23 protein-coding genes, 1 tRNA gene and 1 pseudogene are annotated in these 23,883 nt (G+C 64.6%); 17 read left to right on the top strand and 8 right to left on the bottom strand.

Translation table 11 applies throughout. The features are described from left to right. Positions 1-7 precede the first annotated feature (7 nt). From J2R78_RS19705 to J2R78_RS19690, 4 genes are all read left to right on the top strand, one after another. Positions 8-1,024 carry a sugar ABC transporter substrate-binding protein gene (locus tag J2R78_RS19705; protein WP_028340412.1) on the top strand — a complete coding sequence of 339 codons (1,017 nt, stop codon included), beginning with the start codon at positions 8-10 and terminating at the stop codon, positions 1,022-1,024. A 76-nt stretch (positions 1,025-1,100) separates the two neighbouring features. Further along, the gene (locus tag J2R78_RS19700; RefSeq protein WP_253606279.1) at positions 1,101-3,224 is read left to right on the top strand and encodes an SMP-30/gluconolactonase/LRE family protein; all 2,124 of its coding nucleotides are present in this window, start codon (positions 1,101-1,103) and stop codon (positions 3,222-3,224) included. Next, a complete protein-coding gene (locus J2R78_RS19695) occupies positions 3,221-4,318 on the top strand; it encodes a hypothetical protein (RefSeq protein WP_253606277.1) in 1,098 nt (365 codons plus the stop codon). The genes J2R78_RS19700 and J2R78_RS19695 overlap by 4 nt, the downstream gene beginning before the upstream one ends. Beyond that, positions 4,315-5,811, top strand: coding sequence for a sugar ABC transporter ATP-binding protein (locus tag J2R78_RS19690; RefSeq protein ID WP_212054233.1), 1,497 nt, complete (start codon positions 4,315-4,317; stop codon positions 5,809-5,811). The genes J2R78_RS19695 and J2R78_RS19690 overlap by 4 nt, the downstream gene beginning before the upstream one ends. 79 nt (positions 5,812-5,890) lie before the next feature. On the opposite strand, the gene J2R78_RS19685 is transcribed toward J2R78_RS19690, so the two are convergent. From J2R78_RS19685 to J2R78_RS19675, 3 genes are read right to left on the bottom strand one after another with little or no spacing between them, the layout of a single operon-like run. Continuing rightward, positions 5,891-6,265 (bottom strand): hypothetical protein, encoded by a 375-nt coding sequence (locus J2R78_RS19685; RefSeq protein WP_057018949.1) that lies wholly within the window; start codon positions 6,263-6,265, stop codon positions 5,891-5,893. A gap of 50 nt (positions 6,266-6,315) precedes the next feature. Then, positions 6,316-6,603: a DUF5658 family protein gene (locus J2R78_RS19680; RefSeq protein ID WP_225161514.1), complete on the bottom strand. Its 288-nt coding sequence runs from the start codon at positions 6,601-6,603 to the stop codon at positions 6,316-6,318. Continuing rightward, complete coding sequence (locus tag J2R78_RS19675; RefSeq protein WP_225161513.1) at positions 6,590-7,399, bottom strand: sterol desaturase family protein; 810 nt, start codon at positions 7,397-7,399, stop codon at positions 6,590-6,592. The genes J2R78_RS19680 and J2R78_RS19675 overlap by 14 nt, the downstream gene beginning before the upstream one ends. 229 nt (positions 7,400-7,628) lie before the next feature. Between J2R78_RS19675 and J2R78_RS19670 the strand changes: the two are divergent. Together J2R78_RS19670 and J2R78_RS19665 are read left to right on the top strand one after the other, a co-directional pair. Then, positions 7,629-7,949: pseudogene (locus J2R78_RS19670) on the top strand (recombinase family protein); the annotation flags it as partial. A 258-nt stretch (positions 7,950-8,207) separates the two neighbouring features. Beyond that, positions 8,208-8,729, top strand: a complete 522-nt coding sequence (locus J2R78_RS19665) for an isoprenylcysteine carboxylmethyltransferase family protein (protein WP_253606275.1) — start codon at positions 8,208-8,210, stop codon at positions 8,727-8,729. Positions 8,730-8,777: 48 nt separating this feature from the next. Here J2R78_RS19665 and J2R78_RS19660 read toward each other — a convergent pair. Together J2R78_RS19660 and J2R78_RS19655 are read right to left on the bottom strand one after the other, a co-directional pair. Beyond that, positions 8,778-8,854: transfer RNA gene (locus tag J2R78_RS19660), tRNA-Arg, on the bottom strand. A gap of 152 nt (positions 8,855-9,006) precedes the next feature. Beyond that, entirely contained in the window at positions 9,007-10,485 is a 1,479-nt protein-coding gene (locus J2R78_RS19655; RefSeq protein ID WP_057018967.1) for a sensor histidine kinase, read from the bottom strand. 365 nt (positions 10,486-10,850) lie between these two features. On the opposite strand from J2R78_RS19655, the gene rpmH reads away from it, so the two are divergent. The 7 genes from rpmH (at position 10,851) to J2R78_RS19620 (ending at position 16,599) form a co-directional block, all read left to right on the top strand. Next, a complete protein-coding gene (rpmH, locus tag J2R78_RS19650) occupies positions 10,851-10,985 on the top strand; it encodes a 50S ribosomal protein L34 (RefSeq protein WP_008542748.1) in 135 nt (44 codons plus the stop codon). A gap of 32 nt (positions 10,986-11,017) precedes the next feature. Further along, entirely contained in the window at positions 11,018-11,428 is a 411-nt protein-coding gene (gene rnpA / locus J2R78_RS19645; protein ID WP_057018968.1) for a ribonuclease P protein component, read from the top strand. A gap of 3 nt (positions 11,429-11,431) precedes the next feature. Next, the gene (yidC, locus tag J2R78_RS19640) at positions 11,432-13,303 is read left to right on the top strand and encodes a membrane protein insertase YidC (protein WP_253606273.1); all 1,872 of its coding nucleotides are present in this window, start codon (positions 11,432-11,434) and stop codon (positions 13,301-13,303) included. Between the two features lie 113 nt (positions 13,304-13,416). Next, positions 13,417-14,070, top strand: coding sequence for a ribosome biogenesis GTP-binding protein YihA/YsxC (yihA, locus tag J2R78_RS19635; protein WP_253606271.1), 654 nt, complete (start codon positions 13,417-13,419; stop codon positions 14,068-14,070). After that, positions 14,067-14,435: a DUF423 domain-containing protein gene (locus tag J2R78_RS19630; RefSeq protein ID WP_253606264.1), complete on the top strand. Its 369-nt coding sequence runs from the start codon at positions 14,067-14,069 to the stop codon at positions 14,433-14,435. The genes yihA and J2R78_RS19630 overlap by 4 nt, the downstream gene beginning before the upstream one ends. A 224-nt stretch (positions 14,436-14,659) precedes the next feature. Then, entirely contained in the window at positions 14,660-15,553 is an 894-nt protein-coding gene (gene argB / locus J2R78_RS19625; protein WP_016848093.1) for an acetylglutamate kinase, read from the top strand. 59 nt (positions 15,554-15,612) lie between these two features. Beyond that, positions 15,613-16,599, top strand: coding sequence for a DUF1036 domain-containing protein (locus J2R78_RS19620; RefSeq protein WP_253609864.1), 987 nt, complete (start codon positions 15,613-15,615; stop codon positions 16,597-16,599). 306 nt (positions 16,600-16,905) lie between these two features. Here J2R78_RS19620 and J2R78_RS19615 read toward each other — a convergent pair whose 3' ends face one another. Then, a complete protein-coding gene (locus J2R78_RS19615) occupies positions 16,906-17,943 on the bottom strand; it encodes an IS110 family transposase (RefSeq protein WP_253605065.1) in 1,038 nt (345 codons plus the stop codon). Positions 17,944-18,153: 210 nt separating this feature from the next. Between J2R78_RS19615 and J2R78_RS19610 the strand changes: the two genes are divergently transcribed. From J2R78_RS19610 to dapE, 4 genes are all read left to right on the top strand, one after another. Beyond that, entirely contained in the window at positions 18,154-18,849 is a 696-nt protein-coding gene (locus J2R78_RS19610) for a pyrimidine 5'-nucleotidase (protein WP_253606262.1), read from the top strand. A 252-nt stretch (positions 18,850-19,101) separates the two neighbouring features. Then, entirely contained in the window at positions 19,102-19,947 is an 846-nt protein-coding gene (gene dapD, locus J2R78_RS19605) for a 2,3,4,5-tetrahydropyridine-2,6-dicarboxylate N-succinyltransferase (protein ID WP_028335932.1), read from the top strand. Positions 19,948-20,188: 241 nt separating this feature from the next. Beyond that, a complete protein-coding gene (locus J2R78_RS19600) occupies positions 20,189-20,800 on the top strand; it encodes a DUF805 domain-containing protein (protein ID WP_253606261.1) in 612 nt (203 codons plus the stop codon). A 17-nt stretch (positions 20,801-20,817) separates the two neighbouring features. Beyond that, a complete protein-coding gene (gene dapE, locus J2R78_RS19595) occupies positions 20,818-21,984 on the top strand; it encodes a succinyl-diaminopimelate desuccinylase (RefSeq protein WP_253606259.1) in 1,167 nt (388 codons plus the stop codon). A gap of 217 nt (positions 21,985-22,201) precedes the next feature. Here dapE and truA read toward each other — a convergent pair whose 3' ends face one another. Together truA and fmt are read right to left on the bottom strand one after the other, a co-directional pair. Continuing rightward, a complete protein-coding gene (gene truA / locus J2R78_RS19590) occupies positions 22,202-22,939 on the bottom strand; it encodes a tRNA pseudouridine(38-40) synthase TruA (protein ID WP_253606257.1) in 738 nt (245 codons plus the stop codon). Then, the gene (gene fmt / locus J2R78_RS19585; protein WP_253606256.1) at positions 22,939-23,874 is read right to left on the bottom strand and encodes a methionyl-tRNA formyltransferase; all 936 of its coding nucleotides are present in this window, start codon (positions 23,872-23,874) and stop codon (positions 22,939-22,941) included. The genes truA and fmt overlap by 1 nt, the downstream gene beginning before the upstream one ends. Positions 23,875-23,883: the final 9 nt, after the last annotated feature.

The raw sequence follows: 23,883 nt of genomic DNA, 5'->3' as shown, positions 1-23,883 counted from the left end.
GGAAGCAATGAAATACGCTGTCAGGACTGCAAAGGTGATCGCCGCGGCGCTTGGGCTTGCCGCCATCGCCGCCCCGGCTCTGGCCCAGCAGGGCCTGGACGAGCCGTTCCAGAAGCCGTTCAGGGAAGCCCTCGCCGGCAAGACGGTGGCCTACGTTCCGGTCGCCATGAACTTCGACCTCACCGAAGGCTGGTACGCCGGCATGAAGAAGGAGCTCGAGCCCTTCGGCGTGAAGTTCGAGATCCGCGATCCCAACTGGAACACCAATGCCGGCGCGCAGGCAGTGACCTCGCTGATCTCGGAGAAGCCCGCCGTGATGGTGATCCACAATCCGGACGTGCAGACCTACGCCAAGTTGCTGCAGCGCGCCGAGAACGAAGGCATCTACGTCATCCAGATCAACATGGGATCGGCCTATCGCTCGTCGGCCTTTGTCGGCGCCAACTGGATCGAGATCGGCGAGCGCGACACCGAAGCCGTGGTGAAGGCCTGCCAGGGCAAGTCGAACAAGATCGCGATCGTGCAGGGCGCGCTCTCGGCGGCCGCCAGCGCCTACACGCTCAAGGGCGTCGAGAACGTGCTCGCCAAGCATCCGGAGATCAAGGTGGTCTCGAGCCAGGCGGCCGACTGGGATGCCGCGAAGGCCAAGGCGATCACCCAAACGGTGCTGAAGCAGAATCCTGATCTTTGCGGCATCGTCGGCTTCTGGGACGGTATGGACATCGGCACCGCCGCCGCGGTGAAGGAAGCCGGCCTGACCGGCAAGGTATTCGTTGCGACCTCCGGCGGCGGCGAGCGCAAGGGCGCCTGCGAACTGGTGAAGTCCGGCGCGTTCGATCTCAACATGAGCTACGACGTGCCGACCCAGGCCGCGCAGATGGCCGGCACGATCAAATGGCTGCTGTCGTCGGGCGCCAAGGCCGGCTCGATCAAGGGTTCGGAATACACGACGCTGATTCCGATCACCAAGGAGAACGCGGACAGCCAGACGGCGTGCTGGAATCTCAGTGACCTGAAAAAATAGTCGAACCATTCCCGCTCGACGTCCCGGGCGGCCCCGCCCGGGACGTCGATCTTCCCAAATCGAACGCCTTGCTGGAATGCCGATGCGCGACACCCTGACGAGCCTGCGTTACCGCTACTGGCCGGATCATCTCCTCGGCGAGATCCTGTCCAAGCGTTGGACCGAGACCGCAATACCGGTGATCCTGCTTTTGATCGTCGGCTTCGCGCTCAGCCGTTCCATCGATCACTTCCTGTCGCCGTCGAGCCTTGCCGACACCGCGCGGCAGGCCGGCGAGATCGGCTTCATCGGCCTCGGCATGGCGCTGGTCGTCATTGTCGGCGGCATCGATCTGTCGGTCGGCTCGATCTTCGCGCTGACGGATTTCTGCGCGCTCTATCTGCTCGACGTGCTGAACTGGCCGGTTCCCGCGGTAGTGGTCGCCACCCTCGCCTGCGGTGCACTGCTCGGCGCCGTCAACGGCGTCCTGATCGGCTACTTGCGGCTACGCGCCTTCATCACCACGCTGATCACCCTGATCATCTACCGCTCGGCGTTCGATCTCTTGATCCAGCGCTATTCCAATTCGATCGCCGCGGCCTTCCCCGACATCCCGTCCTGGAATTTCATCGGCGGTGGCGACGTGTTCGGCATTCCAAGCGTCGCCTTGGTCTACATCGCGATCGCGATCTTCGGCCATATCTTCATGACACGGCTGCGCCCGGGCTGGCACATCACCGCGATCGGCGGCTCGCGCCGTTCCGCCTACAACTCCGGCATTCCGGTCCGCCGCACCATCGCGCTCTGCTATGTCGCAAGCGGCGTGCTGACCAGCATCGCCGCGCTGTTCTTCGCGGCCCGGCTCGGCACCGTCGGCGGCGATATCGGCGTCGGCCTCGAGGTGATCGTGCTGACCGCGACCGTGCTGGGCGGCATCACGCTCGGCGGCGGCAAGGGCTCGGTCGCAAAATCGCTGGTCGGCGTGCTGATCGTGCTCTTGATCACCAACGGCCTGACCACGCTCAATGCGCGTGGCGGCATCAACCGCATGGCGCTGGCGGGCATCCTGCTGGTTGCGGCGATGGTCGACATCCGCTGGCAGAAGAACCGCACCCGCATCATCAGCAAGGTCTATGTCGCGCCGACCTATCATGCGCTGCCGCCGCCGCCGGCCACCGAGATCGGCCAGGGCGGCCCGTTCGAGCAGAACGACAAGCTGCGCGACGTCGAACTGATCGGCCTCGGCCGCATCGAGGCGCCGGAGGACGTGATCCTCGATCGCAACAACAATCTCTACGCCGGCTCGCGCCACGGCGACATCATCCGCTTCCATGCGCCCGATTATCAGCGGATGGAGGTGTTCGCCCATATCGGCGGTCAGCCGCTCGGCATGGCGTTCGACCGGCAGGACAATCTCTATGTCTGCATCGGCGGCATGGGCCTTTACCGCATCACGCCCGACGGCACCGTGGAGAAGGCGACCGACGAGACCAACCGCAGCATGCATTCGGTGAACGACGACAGCCGCCTGCGGCTGGCCGACGACCTCGACATCACCGACGACGGCCTGATCTTCTTCTCGGAAGCCACCGTGCGCTACGAGATGGACGAATGGCCGATCGACGGCCTCGAGGCGCGCGGCAACGGCCGCATCATCTGCTACGACACCAAGACCGGCGCCACGCATACGGCGCTGCGCGGCCTCAAATTCCCCAACGGCATCTGCGTCGCCAGCGACGGCCAGTCGATCCTGTTTGCCGAGACCTTCGGCTGCTCGATCAAGCGGCTGTGGTTCGCGGGGCCGAAGAAGGGTCAGGTCGAGGTGGTGATGGACAATCTGCCGGGTTACCCCGACAACATCAATCTCGCCTCCGACGGCAATTACTGGCTGGCGCTGGTCGGCATGCGCAGTCCCTCGCTCGACCTTGCCTGGAAGATGCCGGGCTTCCGCCGCCGCATGGCCAAGCGCGTCCCGGTCGATGAATGGTTGTTCCCGAACATCAACACCGGCTGCGTCGTCAAGTTCAACGAGCAGGGCAAGATCCTCGAATCGTTCTGGGACCTGCGCGGCGAGAACCATCCGATGATCACCTCGATGCGTGAGCATCGCGGTTATCTCTATCTCGGCGGCATCATGAACAACCGGATCGGCCGCTACAAGCTGGAGAACGCCGACCCGAACTTCGTGCAGTATGACAAGCGCTGGGGGAAGCTGTCGTGATCGCGGCCGTCAGGGAATTCGCCAACCGCTTTCTCGGCCGTGGCGAGGCCACCATCACCGTGCCGTCGTTCGACGGCGCGCTCAAGCCGAATCAAAAACTGGAGGCGGCGACGACCTTGCTGGAATGCGAGGCGCTAGAGGATCTCGCAACCGACGGCCGCAACCTCTATGTCGCCGACGGCCGGCGCCTGCTGCGCCTCGACGGCGGCGGCGCGGCCGAGCTGCGCAGCTTCGAGCAGCCGATTTCGGCGCTCTGCGCGCTCACCGGCGGCGGCATCGCGGTCGCGCTCGGCGGCCGCGAGGTGCGGCTCTACGCCGATCCCTCGTCGGGCGAGCCGAGCGTGACGTTCAACGACGCCGCCTTCAACGCGATCAACGCGCTGACGCAGGCCGGCGACGGCACCCTGATCGCAACCGACGGCTCGGCGACCTGCGGCATCGATGATTGGGCGCGCGACCTGATGGAGCTCAACCGGAGCGGCCGCGTGTTCCGGCTCGACCCCAAGACCAAATCGGCGCAGCCGCTGGCCTCGAAGCTCGGCTACGCCTTCGGCGCCTGCGCACGCGGCGACGGCGTGCTGGTCAGCGAGAGCTGGCGGCATCGCCTCGTCCTCGTCTCGAACGGACGGCCGCTGCAGGTCGTGCTCGGCCATTTACCCGTCTATCCGTCGCGGCTGTCGAAGGCCGCGGGCGGCGGCTATTGGCTCACCGCATTCACCGCACGCACCCAGCTGATCGAGTTCGTGCTGCGCGAGCCGGCCTACCGGCGCCGCATGATGGCCGAGATCGACCCGGCCTATTGGGTGACGCCGCGGCTGCGCTCGGGGTTCTCGTTCAAGGAACCGATGCAGGGCGCCCACATCAAGACGATGGGCGTCATCAAGCCGTGGGCGCCGCCGCGCTCCTATGGCCTCGTCATCCGGCTGAGCGAGGACGGCAAGCCGCTGTATTCGCTGCACAGCCGGGTCGACGGCGTCAATCACGGCGTCGTCGCCGCGCTCGAGCTGGGCGGCGATCTTGTGCTGATCGCCAAGGGACCGAGCCGCGTGCTGAAACTGCCCCTCGCCGGGCTCGCCGAGGAGACAGGCTCATGAGCGACACCGTGTTGTCCCTGCGCAAGGCCACCAAGCTCTACGCCGGCGTGCCCGCCATCGAGGGCGTCGATTTCGATCTGCGCCGCGGCGAGATTCACGCGCTGGTCGGCGAGAACGGCGCCGGCAAGTCGACGCTGACCAAGGTGATGGCCGGCGTCGTGACATTGACCTCGGGCGGCATGAGTGTCGATGGCGCGGAGGTCGCGCCGCGGACGCCTCTGGAGGCGCGCAATCTCGGCATCGCCATGGTGTTCCAGGAGAACAGCCTGGTGCCGACCATGACGGTCGCGCAAAACCTGTTCCTCGGGCAGGAGAAATTCTACAACCGGCTGCGCGGCATCTACATCGCCGCCCAGCAGTTCCTGCAATCGCTGAATTTCGACGTGACGCCGACCGCCACCGTGAGCGGGCTCGGCGCCGCCAAGAAGCAGATGGTGGAGATCGCGCGTGCGGTTCTGCACAAGGCCAAGGTCATCATCTTCGACGAGCCGACCGCGTCGCTGACGCCGGAAGAGAAGAAATACTTCTTCGACCTGGTCCGTGACCTCAAGAAGCGCGGCGTCTCGATCATCTTCATCTCGCACGCGCTGGAAGAGGCGCTACTGCTCGCCGACCGCATCACCGTGCTGCGCGACGGCAAGCATGTCATCACCGACGACGCGGCGAAATTCGACCGGGCGGCGATCGTGCAGGCGATGGTCGGGCGCGACCTCTCCAACACGCTGTATGGCGCGCGGAAGACCAGCGTCCGGCCGGCCGGCGCGCGCGTGCTCACGGTGCAGAACCTCAAGATGGCGCCGATGGTGAAGAACAATTCGCTGTCGGTGTTCGCCGGGCAGATCACCGGCGTGTTCGGCCTGGTCGGCGCGGGCCGCACCGAGACCTTCAAGATCGTCTCCGGCGTGTTGAAGCGCGACTTCTTCCACGGCGGCGAAATCATGCTGCACGACAAGCCGGTGCGCTACCGGGTTCCGGCGCCGGCGGTCAAGGCCGGCATCGCCTATGTGACCGAGGATCGCAAGGTCGAGGGCTTCTTCGAAACCGCCTCGATCGCCCGCAACATCTATCTCGGCCTGCTTTCGAAGTTTCCCGGGGGCCGCATGATGTTGTCGCGGCGCGAGACCAATTCGGTCGGCAAGACCTGGACCCAGCGTTTGAAGGTTCGCGCCATCGGCGACGAGGCCAAGGTGGTCGAGCTGTCAGGCGGCAACCAGCAGAAGGTGGTGATCGCCAAATCGCTGGTGCAGGAGCCCGAGCTGATCATCTTCGACGAACCGACCCGTGGTGTCGACGTCGGCGCCATCGTCGAGATCCACGAGCTGATCAACCAGCTCGCCGACGAAGGCAAGGCGGTGGTGGTGATCTCGTCCTATCTGCCCGAGATCATGGCGCTATCCGACCGCATCCTGGTCTCGCGCCAGGGCAAGGTGGTGGAGGAATTCTCCGCGCTCGAAGCCACCGAGGAGAAGATCATGTACGCGGCGATCCATTGACGCCCTGAAGCGCGATGCGATTTTGGTTGAAGCGTCAGGTGCGGTGCGGGAAGCCGCCTGCCGCGATCCTGATGGCGTGCTACTTCGGTCCGACGGTTCCGGTCACCTTCAGCCTCGCCGACCTCACCCAACCCGAGACGTCGTTGCCCGTCCCCGGATTGAGGTACATCACCGACGACCAGCCATCCCTGGTTTGCGCATACGCGATCAGCGCGTCATTCGGAATGACGAACACGCCGCGGATCGGACAGTGCAGATTGGGCGCCGAGTAGAATTGCAGCCGACCCGTGCCCGTCACCACATTGGCCAGCGGCGGCGACAGCATCGGGACGCGGCTGGTGCCGGTCTGCGGCTCCTTGCAGTTCGACGGCGTCTGCGCGTGCACGGTCGCCCCCGGAGCACCCAGGATCAGGGCACAGCAGACCATGCAGGCGACAACGAACCTGTCCGACATCGCTGATCCTCCTGACGTCGCCGGTTGCGGCAACCGGCGAAGGGATTGATTCAGTTCGTGCCCGCGATGATGACGAGATTGTTCAGGACAGGCGTGGAGCAGAACGCGACGACGAGAGCGATGTTGTAAACGTTGTTGCTCCGCCAAAGCAGCCACGTGACCACGAACGTCAAGCCAAGCTTGGGCACCAGCCACCAGACACCGAACCACGTCTGCGCCAGATGCATGAACGGGTTCAACTCACCCAATCCGAGACTCAGGATCACATTCGTCGACTCAAGGTCGGCGTAACCCAGCAGCAGAGCGAGGAGCACCAAAAGACCCTTAACCCAATTCATTCCGAGACTCCCGATGCCAGTAATGCCGAAGATGCCGGATTGGCCAGATCACACTGTTGATGATGTCCACGCGCTCAGCCGGCACGAGGCCCGTTGCAGGATATTCGCCCGGCTTCGGTATCCAGGCCGTGCCGAACAGAATGTCGAGAAACGGAAAGCAGGCAGCGAAGTTTTTGTCCCTGTGCTCGGGAAGGACCGAATGATGGATCCGGTGCCATTGCGGATTGTTGATCCATGTCACATACCGACCGAGCGGAATGCGGACGTTGAGATGGGCACACGCATCGGGCATGAAGAAGATAAATCCCACCGCGATCACCATGTCCGGCGGGATGCGGAACAGGATCGCCATGATCGGAAGAAAGGCGTCGGACAACACCCGCTCCAGCCAGAAATGCCGGCCGCCGGTAATGAACGTGACGCCGTTCGCGCTGTGATGGAAGGAGTGCATCGCCCACAGAAAGGGGATCGCATGTTGAAGGCGATGGTACGTGTACTTGTAGAGATCGAATGCAACCACGATGATTGCGAGTGAGACGTACCACCAGTAACCGTCGGTCGGCAGCTTGATCCAACCGAGACCGGTATAGCTCGCAATTTTGCCCGCGGTGATCGCCGCGATCGGAGCGAGCATGGACGACAACCCGAGGCTCACGATCACCGCGAGCCAATCATCGCGAAACTCGGCGTAGGGAACGTCCGCAATCGGCCATCTTTTTTCCAGGATGCGACTGGTGTAGACGATGCCCAGAAACACGGCCGCATAAAATACGGCGTTTGCGATGTCACTCTGCATGAGGGATGACTCGCCGGTTCAAAAGGACAGACAATAAGAATAAAAACATTTCTGTGCCTATAAGCTAAAAAAGCTTATTTTTTCTCAACGCTCCGGCGGGGGCAAGCAGGGTTTTTACGGGGCGGCCCTCGTCTTCGGCCCGATTCTGGCCCGCGCGGGCGCATTTTTCCGGGCCGGTCTCCGATCCGGTGCGGCGATAGCCCGCTGAAGCGAACCCCGCGCCCGCCCGCAGGACATTGTGCGCACCGTGAAGGCGCGTGGTGCATCCCTGAGGGGCTATACAGAGCAACCCATCGACACCAGCACAGCAGCGGGCAAGTGCTTCCTGGACATGCTCGGTGTGTTCACCGAGTTCGAGACCAACCTCCACAGAGAGCGGCAGCTTGAGCGTATCGCGGAGGCCAAGGCACGCGGGGTCTACCAAGGCCGCGAACCGTCCATCGCCACCGCCAAAGTGAAGGCGCTCAAAGCTGACGGCATGGCACCGTCCGCTATCGCGAAGGCGCTCAAGATTGGCCGCGCGTCGGTTTACCGGGCTCTTGAGGATTGAGGAGGGAAGCCAATGACACCCACAGCGCCCTCCACCTGCGACCACGGATTCTGTGAGTGCAGTGGAAGGCAATCGATCCAGAAGTGTCTGAGGATGTTCTACTGAAGACGAGCACGCATCAGCTGTCCGAACCAATGGGAACTTGCGTGAATGGCGCGCCGTGGCCGATGAAGATGGGCACTACGTGTTTCGCCGTGGCGCTATGATGCAACGGTTCAATTTTGCCGCCGCCTTGTGACAGGACGGGAAGGAGGTGCCATGCCGAAAACGATCGCGGTATTGGGCTCTGTCCTCTTCTTTGCGGTTGCGCCCAGTTCGGTGGCGGGGCTCGTTCCCTGGTGGATTACGCGTTGGGAATTTCGGCCGCCCTTCTTCGATCTCGACGCGACGCGCGCCGTCGGGATCCTGTTGATCGTCGCCGGTCTACCCGGGCTTGTCGACTCGTTTGCACGCTTTGCGCTGCAAGGATTGGGCACGCCGGCGCCGATCGCACCGACGCAGAACCTCGTGGTGACGGGTCTCTATCGCTATGTGCGCAATCCTATTTACGTTGCCCTTGTCGCCGTCATTCTGGGCCAAGCGGTCTTGTTCGGCGACCAGCGCCTTCTTGGGTACGGTGTGTTGGTGTGGCTCGCCTTCCACGCGTTTGTCGTGGGGTACGAGGAGCCGGCGCTCGTTCGTATGTTCGGAACGGAGTACGAGGATTTCCGGGCCAATGTCCCGCGCTGGATTCCGCGGCTCACGCCCTGGCGAGCCGCACGACGCCGGAATCAATCGTGACGCGGGCGCCACCGCGGGAAGGGCGTGGTACCGTGCCCTGTCGTAAAATGGCGCGCCCGGAACGATTCGAACGTCCGACCCTCAGATTCGTAGTCTGATGCTCTATCCAGCTGAGCTACGGGCGCATTTTCGCGGGTGGGCTTGAGCCCGCATGGCTCCGGGAGCCCCGGAACGTCGCGAAAGAGCGCTCTAGCTACAGGCTCCGGGTCCGGTTGGCAAGGTCTGGAAACGCCAATTTCGGCCGCAGTTTTGGCCGCCCCGGAATACCGGAACGGCCTCAGGCCCTCGCCCGCTCGCTGCGGACCGACAGCAGTTCCACCGGACGATCCGGGATCGAAATCCGGAAGGTGGCGCCGATCGTGCCCTCGACCAGGTGGATGTGGCCGCCGTGGGCCCGGATCAGTTCGGCGGCAATGGCAAGGCCAAGCCCGCTGCCGCCGGGGCGACCGGAGGTCTGGAATGCCTCGAACAAATGCTCGCGCGCCTTGGTCGGGACGCCCGGACCGGTGTCGGAGACCTCGATGATCGCAACCGTCCCCTCGCGGCGGCCGGTGATGCGGATCTGCTGCGCGCCGCCGTCACCTGCGGGCCGGGTTTCCAGCGCCTGCGCCGCGTTGCGCACCAGATTGAGCAGCACGCGGAACAGCTGGTCCGGGTCGGCGTCGATGGTCAGGCCGCGCTCAATCGCGCTGATCCAGGTGATCGAGACATCGGTGGCGAGCCCGGCCGACTCCCGCACCTCGGCAACCGCAGGCTCCACCATGATGACGCGGCGATCGGGCGCCGCCTCCTGCGCGCGGCCATAAGACAGTGTCGACTGGCAGAAGGCGATGGCGCGCTCCAGCGAGCGCAACAATTTCGGCGCAAAGCGTTGCACCCGCGGGTCGGGCACGCTGGCGAGCTGGTCCGACAGCAATTGCGAGGACGCCAGCAGATTGCGCAAATCATGGTTGATCTTGGAGACGGCGAGCCCGAGCGCCGCAAGCCGGCTCTTCTGATGCAGCATCGAGACGAGGTCGCGCTGCATGTCCGACAGCTCGCGCTCGGCAACGCCGATCTCGTCGCCGCGCTGGCTCGGCACGATGATTCGCGCCGAACTCTCCGGATTCTCGTGGAAGCCGACCAGGCTCGCGGTCAGCCGCCGCATCGGGCGCACGAACAAATAATGCAGCGCCAGATAGACCAGGCCGGCGGTCAGGCCGGCGATCAACAATGCAACGACCAAAACGTTGCGCGAGAAGCGGTACATCGCCTGCCGCAGCGGCTTCTCGTCGATCACGACCTCGATGAATTGCGCCTGGCCCGGCGCGGGTCCGACCACGCGGATGGTCTGGTCGCCATGCTCCAGCATGATCTCGAAGGCATCGACGATCGCCGACCACACCGTCATGGTCCGCATGTCGACGTCATGGTCGATCGCCGCCGGCAAATCGGCGCTGGCGAGCAGCCGGCGCTGCTGTCCCAATTTGATGGCGACGGCACGGGCGCCGATGCTGGTCAGGATCTGCCGCGCCAGCGAATCCGGCACCAGGCCGGACGGGGCGGCATCGAGCACCAGCGCCGCGGTATTGGCGGCGGCCAGGCGGTCATTGAGCCGGTTCATCCGGAAGTTGGCGATGGCCGGGACGTAGATCAGGAGCCCGGCGATCATCACCAGGGGAATCGTCAGCAGCAAAAGCTTGCCCGACAGCCCGAGCCGGGGGGACGGCTTGGGCCGCTGCTTCTGCGCGGTCGCCTGATCGTCAGTTAGAGCCACAAGATAAGGCCTTGTTTGGCTTAGGGGTCGGAAGATGGGGCCCGGCCCCCAAGCCGGTCAAATTACGGATCGCTAATGTGGGCGGTTCCCCGAACGCCCCAAAGCGTCTCCATACCGTCAAATACCCCGCGAAATCAGATATATTCGCCCCAATTGCGACGTTTCGAAGAAGCCTTTTTGCGACGGCCTGTGACATTGACGAAAACAGGGCGCTCCCTTATAAGCCGCGCCAACTGTCCGCGATGGCCCGGTTCTTGACCCGGGGGCGGCTCTTTGGGGCCGTCAACGGCTCGTTTGGGCCCGCCAGCATCACCGGACTCCATCTCAATACAACGGCAAATTGCCCGGTCAGCGGAGAATTACCCGTGAAGCGGACTTATCAACCCAGCAAACTGGTGCGCAAGCGCCGTCACGGCTTCCGCGCCCGTCTCGCCACGGCCGGCGGCCGCAAGGTCCTCGCTGCGCGCCGCGCGCGTGGCCGCAAGCGCCTGAGCGCCTGAGCCCGGACGTCTCCTCTCCGGAGATACCCATTATGGATCGGCTGAGGCAGCGGGCGGATTTCCTCGCCGTTGCCAATGGCGCACGGGCGAATACCACAGCTTTTGTGCTGCAGGGCCGCCGCCGCGACGATCAGGGCCCGATCCGCGTCGGCTATACCGTCACCAAGAAGAACGGCACCGCGACCGAGCGCAACCGCATCCGCCGCCGGCTTCGCGAAGTGATGAGACAGGTCGACGCCGTATTCATGCGGCCGCACCATGATTATGTGCTAGTGGGCCGTCGTGACGCGCTGACCCGCGACTTTGCGACCATGCTTGACGACCTGCGGTCGGCGCTGCGCCGCCTCGACCGGCCTGCGCCCAACACGGGTAATAACAAGACGGGTACCAACAAGGCGGGTAACAAGAGCGCGCCCAATCCGAATGGAATGACGAGACCCTAAGAGATGTCCGACAACCGCAACACGATCCTTGCCGTCATTCTGTCCGGCCTCGTCCTGATCGCCTGGCAATATTTCTACAATGTGCCGCAGATGGAGAAGCAGCGCGAGGCGCAGCGCCAGGCGGAGTTGCAGAAGCCGGCGCCGCAGGCGACTCCGGGTGCTGCTCCCGGCACCGCTCCGGGTACCTCGGCGACTCCCTCTCCGGCTCCCGGCGCGCCTGCTGCTGACGCTCCGGTCGCGAGCCGCGAGACGGTGCTTGCCTCCGGCCCGCGCATCAAGATCGAGACCCCGCGCGTCACCGGCAGCATCGCGCTGAAGGGCGCCCGGATCGACGACCTGGCGCTGGTTCAGTTCCGCGAGACGGTCGATCCCAAATCGCCGGCTGTCGTGCTGCTTTCCCCGTCGGGCACGGCCGAGCCTTATTACGCCGAGTTCCTGTGGCTGACCGCCAACGGCTCATCGGTGAAGACGCCGAACGCCGAAACCGTCTGGCAGCAGGAGGGATCGAACACCCTGTCGCCGAGCACCCCGGTGATTCTGAAATACGAGAACGGCCAGGGCCTGACCTTCCGCCGCACCATCTCGATCGACGATCGCTACCTCTTCAGCATCAAGGACGAGGTCATCAATCAAGGCAGCGCGCCGGTGACGCTGTATCCGTTCGGTCTGATCTCGCGCGGCGGCAAGCCGCCGGTCTCCGGCTACGCGATTCTGCATGAAGGCCCGATCGGCTATCTCGGCGAACACGGCCTGCAGGAATTCAGCTACAAGAACATCGACGAGGCCAAGACCTCGACCGGCGGAAATTCGCGCGGCATCGTGTTCACGAAGGTCACCGACGGCTGGCTCGGCATCACCGACAAATACTGGGCCACGGCACTGCTGCCGGAGACCACCGCAACGCTCGAAAGCGCCCGCTTCACCACCGGCGACAAGCGCTACCAGACCGACTACATGCTCGGCGCGCAGACCATTCCGATCGGCGGCACCGGCGTTGCCAACGGGCGGCTGTTCGCCGGCGCGAAGGAGGCCGCCACGGTCGGCCTCAACTTCCCGCTGGTCGGCTTCGGCGGCTACAACAAGCAGCTCGGCCTCAACCATTTCGATCTCCTGATCGACTGGGGCCATTTCTACTTCATCACCAAGCCGATGTTCCTGGCGCTCGACTGGTTCTATCGCCTGGTCGGCAATTTCGGCATCGCGATCCTCTTGGTGACCGTGATCGTGAAGCTGTTGTTCTTCCCGCTCGCCAACAAGTCCTACGCCTCGATGGCGAAGATGAAGTCGGTGCAGCCGCAGCTGCAGGCGCTGAAGGAACGCTATCCTGATGACCGCGTGAAGCAGCAGCAGGAGATGATGGAGATCTACAAGAAGGAGAAGATCAACCCGATCGCGGGCTGTCTTCCCGTCGCCTTGCAGATCCCGGTGTTCTTCTCGCTCTACAAGGTGCTGTTCATCACCATCGAAATGCGGCACGCGCCGTTCTTCGGCTGGATCAAGGACCTCTCGGCGCCTGATCCGACCAATCTGTTCACGCTGTTCGGCCTGATTCCGTTCGATCCGATCGCGCTGCTCGGACCGCATTTCGGCGCCTATCTGGTGATGGGTATCTGGCCGATCATCATGGGCATCACGATGTGGGTCCAGATGAAGCTCAATCCGGCGCCGCCGGATCCGACCCAGAAGATGATCTTCGACTGGATGCCGCTGATCTTCACCTTCATGCTGGCCGGCTTCCCGGCGGGTCTCGTGATCTACTGGGCCTGGAACAACCTGCTGTCGGTGCTGCAGCAGAGCTTCATTATGCGCAAGAATGGCGTGAAGGTGGAGCTGTTCGACAATCTGAAGGCGACGTTCGCCAAGAAGACGACCTAGGTAGCACCGTCATTGCGAGCGAAGCGAAGCAATCCACGCCTCAACACGAGGAGAAATGGATTGCTTCGTCGCTTCGCTCCTCGCAATGACGGAACGAGAGTGGGGCGCCGCGCATGAGCACCGAACCCGATGCGGCGCTGATCGAGCAAGGCCGAAAGCTGTTCGCCGGCGACTGGCGCTTCATCTGGGCCTCGCCCTCGATCGAGACGCTGCCGCCGATGGCCGGCCTCGAGGTCGCCTTCGCCGGCCGCTCCAATGTCGGCAAGTCGAGCCTGATCAACGCGCTGACCGGCCGCAGCGCTCTGGCGCGAACATCGCACACGCCCGGCCGCACCCAGGAACTGATCTTCTTCGAGGGGCCTGAGAAGGCCGCCTTCCGCCTGGTCGACATGCCCGGCTACGGCTACGCCTCGGCGCCGAAGACCAAGGTGGCGTCGTGGACGGCGCTGATCCACAAATTCCTGCTCGGGCGCGCGACGCTGGCACGGGTCTACGTGCTGATCGACGCGCGCCACGGCATCAAGGACGTCGATCTCGACGTGCTGAAGACGCTGGACAAGTCCGCGGTGAGCTATCAGGTCGTGCTGACCAAGGCCGATCAGGTGAAGGCCGGCGAACTCAAGACCGTCATCGCCGACACGTCAGCAACGCTCGCAAAACATCCCGCCGCCTTCCCCGAAGTGCTGGTGACCTCGTCGCGCACCGGCGACGGCATGCCGGAGCTGCGTGCCGCCATGGTGCGCCTGATCGAGGAACGGCGCCGATGAGCGGGGCATCCCGCTTCCTGATCGGCCTTGCCGCCATCATGGGCGCTTGCGGCGTGATGCTGGCGGCGGCCGCAGCCCATCTGCCTGACGCCACGCGGCTGGCGGCGGCATCCTCGATGCTGCTGTTCCATGCACCCGCCGTAGTCGCGACCATCGCGGTCGCGGATCGCACGATCATCCATGCGAAGCTCGCAGTCGTGGCGGCGGCCGGCTTCGTCATCGCGGCGTCATTGTTCGCGGGCGACCTCGTGCTGCGCCAATATGCCGGCCATGGATTGTTTCCGATGGCTGCGCCGACCGGCGGAACGCTCTTGATCCTGAGCTGGCTGGTACTGGCGGTCGCGGCGGTGTGGCCGAAGCGGTGATGACCGCCATACTTCCTTCTCCCCTTGTGGGAGAAGGTGGCGCGGATGCAATCCGCGCCGGATGAGGGGTCTCTATCCGCGGAGACAAACGCCTCACCCGGCTTCAATGCCGTCGCATCGAAGCCACCCTCTCCCACAAGGGGAGAGGGTCAAGACCGCTTTGCGCCCTGCCCGCCAATCAGATAGAACCGCGCCACCCCTCCGCTGACGACGAGACCAGCCCCATGACCGACCAGCACATCAGCCCGCTCGATCAGGCCCGCATCCTGTCCGAGGCGCTGCCGCACATGCAGGAATATGACGAGGAAACCATCGTCATTAAATATGGCGGCCATGCCATGGGCGCCGAGGACACCGCGAAGGCGTTCGCGCGCGACATCGTGCTGCTCGAGCAGACCGCGATCAATCCGGTGGTCGTGCATGGCGGTGGGCCGCAGATCGCGACCATGCTGAAGCGCCTCGGCATCCAGTCGGAATTCGCCGCGGGCCTGCGCATCACCGACGCCGCGACCATCGAGATCGTCGAGATGGTACTGGCGGGCTCGGTCAACAAGCAGATCGTCGGCTACATCAACGAGGCGGGCGGCAAGGCCGTGGGCCTCTCCGGCAAGGACGGCAACATGGTGAAGGCGTCGAAGACGACGCGCACCATGGTCGATCCGGATTCCAACATCGAGAAGGCCATCGATCTCGGCTTCGTCGGCGACCCCGAAAAGGTCGACCTCACGCTGCTCAATCAGCTGATCGGCTATGAGCTGATCCCGGTGCTGGCGCCGCTGGCGACCTCGCAGGACGGCCAGACCCTGAACATCAACGCCGACACCTTCGCCGGCGCGATCGCGGGCGCGCTCAAGGCCAAGCGCCTGTTGCTGCTGACGGACGTGCCGGGCGTGCTCGACAAGTCCAAGAAGCTGATTCCGGACCTGTCGATCAAGGAAGCCCGCAAGCTGATCGCCGACGGCACGATTTCCGGCGGCATGATCCCGAAGGTCGAGACCTGCATTTACGCGCTCGAACAGGGCGTGCAGGGCGTCGTGATCATCGACGGCAAGACGCAGCACGCGGTGCTGCTCGAGCTCTTCACCAACCAGGGCACCGGCACGCTGATCCACAAGTAATGGCAGACGCGGGACACACGGCGAGGATTCCTCGCCGGTCGCTGCCGGCGCGGCTCGCGATGGCGCTGCCGGCCGCGCTGGTGTCGTTCCTGTTCTCGTCGGCGCCGGCGCATGCCGACCTCAAGCTCTGCAACCGCATGAGCTATGTGATCGAGGCCGCGATCGGCATCGACGACAAGGCCGCGACCGCGACACGCGGCTGGTTCCGCATCGATCCCGCGACCTGCCGGGTCGTGGTGCAGGGCGCGCTCACCGCCGACCGCGTGCTGCTCAATGCGCGGGCGCTTGGCGTCTATGGCGCTTCGCCGATCCCGCAGAACGGCACCGACACGCTCTGCGTGGCGCAGGACAATTTCGTGATCGCCGCCGCGCGACAATGCCGCTCCGGCCAGATGCCCGCGCAATTCACCCAGATCACGCCGACGAAGACCGACGACGGCCATCTGGTCGCCTATCTCGCCGAAGACAGCGAATATGACGACGAGCAGGCGCGCCTCGCCGGCATCCAGCGCCTGCTGGTGATCGCGGGCTACGATGCCGCGCCGATCGATGGCGTCGACGGGCCGAAGACCCAGAGTGCGCTGTCGGCGTTCCTCAGGAGTCGCGGGCTCGCCAGCGACATCGTGCAGTCGCCGAATTTCTTCGCCACCATGATCGATGCCGTGCAGAAGCCGTCGCCATCGGGGCTGACCTGGTGCAATGACACGCCGCACAAGGTGATGGCCGCGGTTGCAACCGACGACGGCAAGGTGGTGACCAGCCGCGGCTGGTATCGCATCGACCCCGGCAAGTGCCTGCATCCCGACGTATCAGGCGCGCCGAAGCAGATCTATTCGTTTGCCGAAGCGGTCGACAACGACAACCGGGCCATCCGCATCAGGGACAAGCCGCTGAACTGGGGCGGCGGGGTCCAGCTCTGCACCCGCGAAAGCAAGTTCGAGATCAACGAACAGGGCGACTGCAGCACCCGCGGCCTCGCCGCGCTCGGCTTCACCACCGTCGACATGACCAGCGGCGGCAAGACGCTGCGCTTTGCGATGCCGTGATGAAGATAATGAGGCCGCAAACATCGATGTCGTCCTGGCGAAAGCCAGGACCCATATGTGGACGGCCCCCGTGGCACAAGAGCTGTTTGGTGAGATCGGATCGCTTGCATCCATATGTCCGGCCTGTTGGGTGCGATCGAATGGATCGCTGGCCAAGATGGTTTGCGCGATGCGAGTTCCAAACAACCACGCGGCCTGTTGGCGGCCGATGGGTCCTGCGGACTGTCTCGCATCGTTGCTCGATCGATCGCTCCATCTGCTCTTGCAGCTCCGGTCGGCCGGCGAGCGAGCCCGCCGGCTAATCGATTAGGCGGCGGCTGTCATGGGATTCATCCGTGCCGCCTCGTAACTCTCGCCCGTTGCCATCAGCTTCCAGGCGATACGGGCCACTTTGTTGGCGAGCGCCACGGCCGCAAGCTTCGGCGGCTTGCGCTTGATCAGGGCCAGCAGCCAGCGCGAGTGATGACCGCGTCCCCGCCTGGCCTGCTGGATCACCGCTGTGGCCCCGACCACCAGCAGACGGCGCAAGTTCTCATCGCCAGCCCGCGTGATCTTGCCAAGCCTGGTCTTGCCAGCGGTGGAGTGGTCCTTGGGTGTCAATCCCAGCCAGGCCGCAAAATGACGACCAGAACGGAACGTGCGCGGATCAGGTGTCTTCATCACCAGCGCGGTTGCAACGATCGGACCGACCGAGGGGATCTGAGCCAAGCGCCGGCCCGTGGCATCGGCGCGGTGCCAGGCCATCAGCTTGGCCTCAACCGCCTCCAACTCACCCTCGAGCCTGACGCGCTCCCGGCCCAGCACCACAAACAGCTCGCGCGCCAGAACCGGAAGCGTCTCGTCCTGCGCAATCCGCACCAGCAGGGGTTCGATCGCGTCCAGTCCCTTGGGGGCGATCAGGCCATACTCCGCCGCGTGGCCGCGTATCGTATTGGTCAGCTGGGTGCGCCGGACGATCAATCCGTCGCGGACACCCATCAGCATCAGCGCGGCCTGCTGCTCGGCCGTCTTCACCGGCACGAAGCGCATGCTCGGCCGGCTCATCGCTTCACACAGGCCTTCTGCATCCCGCCCGTCATTCTTGTTCCGCATCACGTAGGGTTTGACCAATTGCGGTGCCATCAGCTTCACCTCGTGACCGAGCTTGGAAAGCTGACGCGCCCAATGTTGCGAAGCCCCGCAGGCCTCCATCCCGATCACAGTCGGCGGCAATTTGGCGAAGAACTCCAGCACTTGTTTGCGCGACAGCTTCTTGCGCAGCACCACCTGCTCCGCCGCATCAACCCCATGCAGCACAAAAATATACTTCGACGTATCAATCCCAATGCGGATAATCTGGTTCACGGACGGCTCCCTTGTATGAGATCTAGACAACCTCATTCTGGCACACTGATGCCGTAGGGGGCCGTCCACACCATCAACCACAAGACTGCGTTTGGCGAAGAACGACGAGCACCGTGCCACATTGATAGATTCCGCGGTATGGGTCCTGGCTTTCGCCAGGACGACGGCGGAGGGCGGAACGACGTTCACGCTGACAAGTGGAGAGCCACAATGAATACTCCCCGCAGCTTCGGCCATGTCGAGACCTGGGTGTTCGACCTCGACAACACGCTGTACCCGCATCACGTCAACCTGTGGCAGCAGGTCGATGCGCGGATCGGCGAGTTCGTCAGCAACTGGCTGAAGATCTCTCCCGAGGAAGCACGGCGGCTGCAGAAGGACTATTACCTGCGCTACGGCACCACGATGCGCGGTATGATGACCGAGCACGGCGTGCAGGCCGACGACTATCTCGCTTATGTGCACAAGATCGACCACTCGCCGCTGCAGCCGAATCCGGCGATGGGGGCTGCGATCGCCAGGCTGCCGGGACGCAAGCTGATCCTGACCAACGGCTCGGTCGACCATGTCGATGCGGTGCTGGGCCGGCTCGGCATCGGCAACCATTTCGACGGCGTGTTCGACATCATCGCCGCCGATCTCGAGCCGAAGCCGGCGCCGCAGACCTACCAGAAGTTCCTCAGGCTCCACGACGTCGATCCGGCGAGGGCTGCGATGTTCGAGGACCTCGCGCGCAACCTGGTGGTGCCGCATGAGCTCGGCATGGCCACCGTGCTGGTCGTGCCCGACGGCAGCCAGGAGGTGGTGCGCGAGGCCTGGGAGCTCGAAGGCCGCGACGCCGCCCATGTCGATCATGTCACGGACGATCTCACCGGCTTCCTGCAGCGGCTGAACGGAAAGCCCTGACCTCTCCCCACGTCGTCCCGGCGAAAGCCGGACCCATAACCACCAATCTCTGTGTGGCTACGCGCCGTGGCCCCAGCGTGCCGCAACGCTGGCATTCGTGGTTATGGGTCCCGGCTCGCGCTTCGCTTGGCCGGGACGACGGAAAAGAGACCACTCGGCGACGGAGGAGTTTGCCTTGACTCCGCGGCCCCAAATTCCGAAAAAGCCCCGCAAAATCCCGTCATAATCCCCGATACGCCAAGGATTGTCCCGATGTCGCTGTCCGCCCTCGAAACCACCGTCAACACCGCGTTCGACGCCCGCGAAGGCATTTCGACCTCGACCAAGGGCGAGGTCCGCGAGGCGGTCGACCACGCGCTGGAGCTGCTCGACAAGGGCGAGGCCCGCGTCGCCGAGCGCGAGACGAGCGGCAAGTGGAAGGTCAATCAGTGGCTGAAGAAGGCCGTGCTGCTGTCGTTCCGCCTCAACGACATGGGTCAGATCGCGGGCGGCCCGGGCAAGGCATCGTGGTGGGACAAGGTGCCGTCGAAGTTCGAGGGCTGGGGCGAGAACCGTTTCCGCGACGCCGGCTTCCGCGCCGTGCCGGGCGCGATCGTGCGCCGCTCGGCCTTCATCGCCCGCAACGTCGTGCTGATGCCCTCCTTCGTCAATCTCGGCGCCTATGTCGATGAAGCCACCATGATCGACACCTGGTCGACGGTCGGCTCCTGCGCCCAGATCGGCAAGCGCGTGCACATCTCCGGCGGCGTCGGCATCGGCGGCGTGCTCGAGCCGCTGCAGGCCGAGCCCGTGATCGTCGAGGACGACTGCTTCATCGGCGCGCGCTCGGAGGTCGCCGAGGGCGTGATCGTGCGCAAGGGCGCGGTGCTGTCGATGGGCGTGTTCCTCGGCGCCTCGACCAAGATCGTCGACCGCGAGACCGGCGAAATCTTCGTCGGCGAGGTCCCGGAATATGCCGTCGTGGTGCCCGGCACCCTGCCGGCCAAGCCGCTGAAGAACGGCCAGCCGGGACCTGCCACCGCCTGCGCCGTGATCGTCAAGCGGGTCGACGAGCGCACCCGCGCCAAGACCAGCATCAACGAGCTGCTGCGGGATTGATCGCTTTTTCGCCGCGAGATCAGTCCATCACCGTCACCCTGAGGAGCCTGCGAAGCAGGCGTCTCGAAGGGTCGACGGCCACCAGCGGGGCCGTGCATCCTTCGAGGCTCGCCCAGCGGCGCAATTGCGCCGCAAGGCTCGCACCTCAGGACGACGGGTCTGGACTGATCGAACCAATTTCGATCCGACGCCGACATATCTCCGGGCTGCGAAGAATTGCCGCAGCCCGGAGCTTATTTTCATGGACTGGGCCAATTACCTGTTCGGCTTCAAGGGCCGCGTCAACCGGGCCAAATTCTGGCTCGCGGGGCTGATCATCGTCTGCTGGATGATGTTCCTGGCTTTACTGGCGGTCTCGGCCGGCCTCGGCGGCAAGAACGGGTTCAGCTTCAATGTCGACGACATCTTCCGGGCCTTCGACCCCGACAGCTACAAATCGCTGAGCTGGGCCGGATTGCCGGCATTGCTGGTCAAGGCCTGCGGAACGTTCTTGTTCGTTTGGGTCTATGTCGCTGTCTCGATCAAGCGACTGCACGACCGCGACAAGAGCGGCTGGTGGATGGTGCCGTTTTTCGCGATCCCGGGTCTCATGAGCCAGTTCTCGGATCGGCTCCCCGATGAATCCTATTGGGTGATGGCCGCGGGCCTGATCGTCTTCGTGCTCTATGTCTGGGGCTTCATCGAGCTCGCCTTTTTGCGCGGCACCAGCTACCCCAATCGCTATGGCCCCAATCCGCTTGGGAAAACCCATGTGCGGCAAGGCCGCGACAGCGGGTCGCGCTCCGCGCGCGGCTGGGATCAGCAGAGCGAGCTCGATATCGTGCCGCACAAAGCTGGTCCACCCGCCGTGTGACGTGTTAAGCGAGGCGCATGAGTGATGCCGTCTCGATTACCCGCGATCTCGTTCGCTGCCCCTCCGTCACCCCGGCCGACGCCGGCGCGCTTGGCGTTCTCGAAAACCTGCTGAAAGCCGCAGGCTTCGAAGTCCACCGCGTGACCTTCTCCGAGCCCGGCACCGCCGATATCGACAACCTCTATGCGCGCATCGGCACCTCGGCGCCGCATATCACCTTCGCCGGCCACACCGACGTGGTGCCGCCCGGCGATGAAGCGGCGTGGACGCTCGGCGCGTTCTCCGGCGAGGTGAAGGACGGTTATCTCTATGGCCGCGGCGCCGTCGACATGAAGGGCGGCATCGCCTGCAGCGTCGCCGCTGTGCTGCAATATCTCGGCGACCATGACGGCAAGCCACAAGAGAATGACAACGGCTCGATCTCCTTCCTGATCACCGGCGATGAGGAAGACGTCTCGATCAACGGCACCGTCAAGCTGTTGAAATGGTGCGCCGAGCGCGGCGAGACATTCGATCATTGCGTGCTCGGCGAGCCCTCGAATGTCGAAGTGCTGGGCGACATGATCAAGATCGGCCGGCGCGGCTCGCAATCCGGCACGCTGGTCGTCGACGGCGTGCAGGGCCACGTCGCCTATCCGCACCGCGCCTCCAATCCGGTGCCTGATATCTCGCGGCTGATCGTGGCGCTGAGCGACGAGCCGCTCGATCACGGCAGCGCGCAGTTCCAGGCCAGCAACCTCGAATTCACCACGGTCGATGTCGGCAACACCGCCAGCAACGTGATCCCCGGCCAGGCGCGCGCGAAGTTCAACATCCGCTACAACGACAACCACACCCAGGAGAGCCTGCGCCAGCTGGTCGACGAACGGCTGGCGAAAGCCTGCGGCAACCGGATCCGCGCCCACATCGATTGGCAACCGTCGAACTCGAACGTGTTCGTCACCCAGCCCGGCCCGTTCACCGACCTTGCGGTCGCCGCGATCGAGGAGATCACCGGCCGCAGGCCGGAGCTATCGACCTCCGGCGGCACCTCGGACGCGCGCTTCATCTCGAGCTATTGCCCGGTGATCGAGTTCGGCCTGGTCGGTCAGACCATGCACCAGGTCGACGAGCGCACGCCGGTGGCTGATCTGGAGAAGCTGACGCGGATCTATCGGGGCGTGTTGGACAGGTATTTTGCGTAATCCAGCCGATCGGCTGGATTAAACAGCGAAAACAACCCCATGCACAGTAGGGATTGGGGCTACGAGCCATCCACCCGCACCAGATACAGCGTGGTATTTCGGGTAGGCTCACATCCGTAGGATGGGTAGAGCGCAGCGAAACCCATCATTGGCGCCGCGGATTCGAAGTGATGGGTTTCGCTTCGCTCTACCCATCCTACGAGATCATTCACACCGCCTAATAATCCACCCGCATCAGATAGAGCCCGTCCGGCGGCGCCACGGGGCCGCAGGCGGCGCGGTTGCGGGCGGCGAGCGCACCGGCAAGATCGTCGGCGCTCCAGCGACCCTCGCCGACCCACACCAGCGAGCCCACCATCGAACGCACCTGGCTGTGCAGGAACGAGCGCGCCGACGTCACGATGTTGACGGCGGCGCCCTCGCGGGTGACGTCGAGCTGATCGAGCGTCTTCTCCGGCGACTTGGCCTGGCACTCGGTGTCGCGGAAGGTGGTGAAATCGTGCTTGCCGAGCAGGCGCTGCGCGGCGGCGTGCATCGCGTCAGCATCGAGCGCGCGCGGCACGCGCCAGACCCGGCCGATGTCGAGCGCGAGGTTCGCGCGGGTGTTGGTGATGCGATAGAGATAGTGCCGCCTGGTCGCCGAGAACCGCGCCTCGAAATCGTCGGGCACGATGTCAGCTGCGAGCACGCCGATCGGATTGGGCCGCAGATGCGCGTTCAGCCCGTCGCGGAAGCGGCCGGGCGGAAAATGCTTGGCGATGTCGCAATGCGCGACCTGGCCGCGCGCATGCACGCCGGCATCGGTACGCCCGGCGCCATGGACGCGCACGTCCTCGCCGCAGATCGCCTTGACCGCCGTCTCCAGCGCGCCCTGCACGGTCGGCGCGGTGTCCTGGATCTGCCAGCCGGAGAACGGCGTGCCGTCATACTCGATGGTGAGCTTGTAGCGCGGCATCAGCTGAGCCGCGCAGGCGGCTTCAGCGGCGTGCCGCGCAAGAAGTCCGCCGCCTTCATCGGCGCCTTGCCGGCGCGCTGCAGTTCGAGGATCCGGATCGCGCCGTCGCCGCAGGCGATCGCGAAATTGTCGTCGAGCACAGCGCCCGGTGCGCCCGAGCCTTTCGCCTGCTCGCAGCGCAGGATTTTCAGCCGCACCGGCTCGCCTTCGCCGGCAAGCTCGCACCAGGCGCCGGGAAACGGCGAGAGCCCGTGAATGTGCCGCAGCACCATATGCGCCGGCTGTGTCCAGTCGATCCGCGCCTCGGCCTTCTCGATCTTGGCCGCATAGGTGACGCCGTCCGCGCTCTGCTTCGTCAGTTGCAAGCCGCCGCGCCCGAGCGCCGCCATCGCGCGCACCATCAGGTCGGCACCGAGCGGCGCCAGCGCGTCGTGCAGATCGGATGCCGTCATGCTGTCCGTGATCGGCAACCGCTCGGCCATCGCGACGTCGCCGGTGTCGAGGCCGACATCCATCTTCATCACCATCACGCCGCTCTCGGCATCGCCCGCCATGATGGCGCGGTTGATCGGTGCGGCGCCGCGCCAGCGCGGCAAGAGCGACGCATGCAGGTTGAAGCAGCCGAGCTTCGGCGCGTCGAGAATGGCCTGCGGCAGGATCATGCCATAGGCGACGACGACGGCGGCGTCTGCGTCATGCGCGCGAAACTCCTCGAGTGCTTCCGGCGTTTTGAGGGTCTTCGGCGTCAGCACGGGAATGCCGAGGCGGCGCGCCTCCTGCTCGACCGGCGTCGGCTCCAGCTGCAGGCCGCGTCGCCCGCCCGGCTTCGGCGCGCGGGTGTAGACCGCCACGACCTCATGGCCATGGGCCACGAGCTCCAGCAGCGTCGGCACCGCGAAATCGGGCGTGCCCATGAAGATCAGGCGGAGAGGCATTAGACAGGC

Source organism: Bradyrhizobium sp. USDA 4538, from assembly GCF_024171045.1.
GTDB lineage: Bacteria > Pseudomonadota > Alphaproteobacteria > Rhizobiales > Xanthobacteraceae > Bradyrhizobium > Bradyrhizobium australafricanum.
Note: the sequence above shows the minus strand (reverse complement) of the source record. Positions and strands in the feature narration are given on the sequence as shown.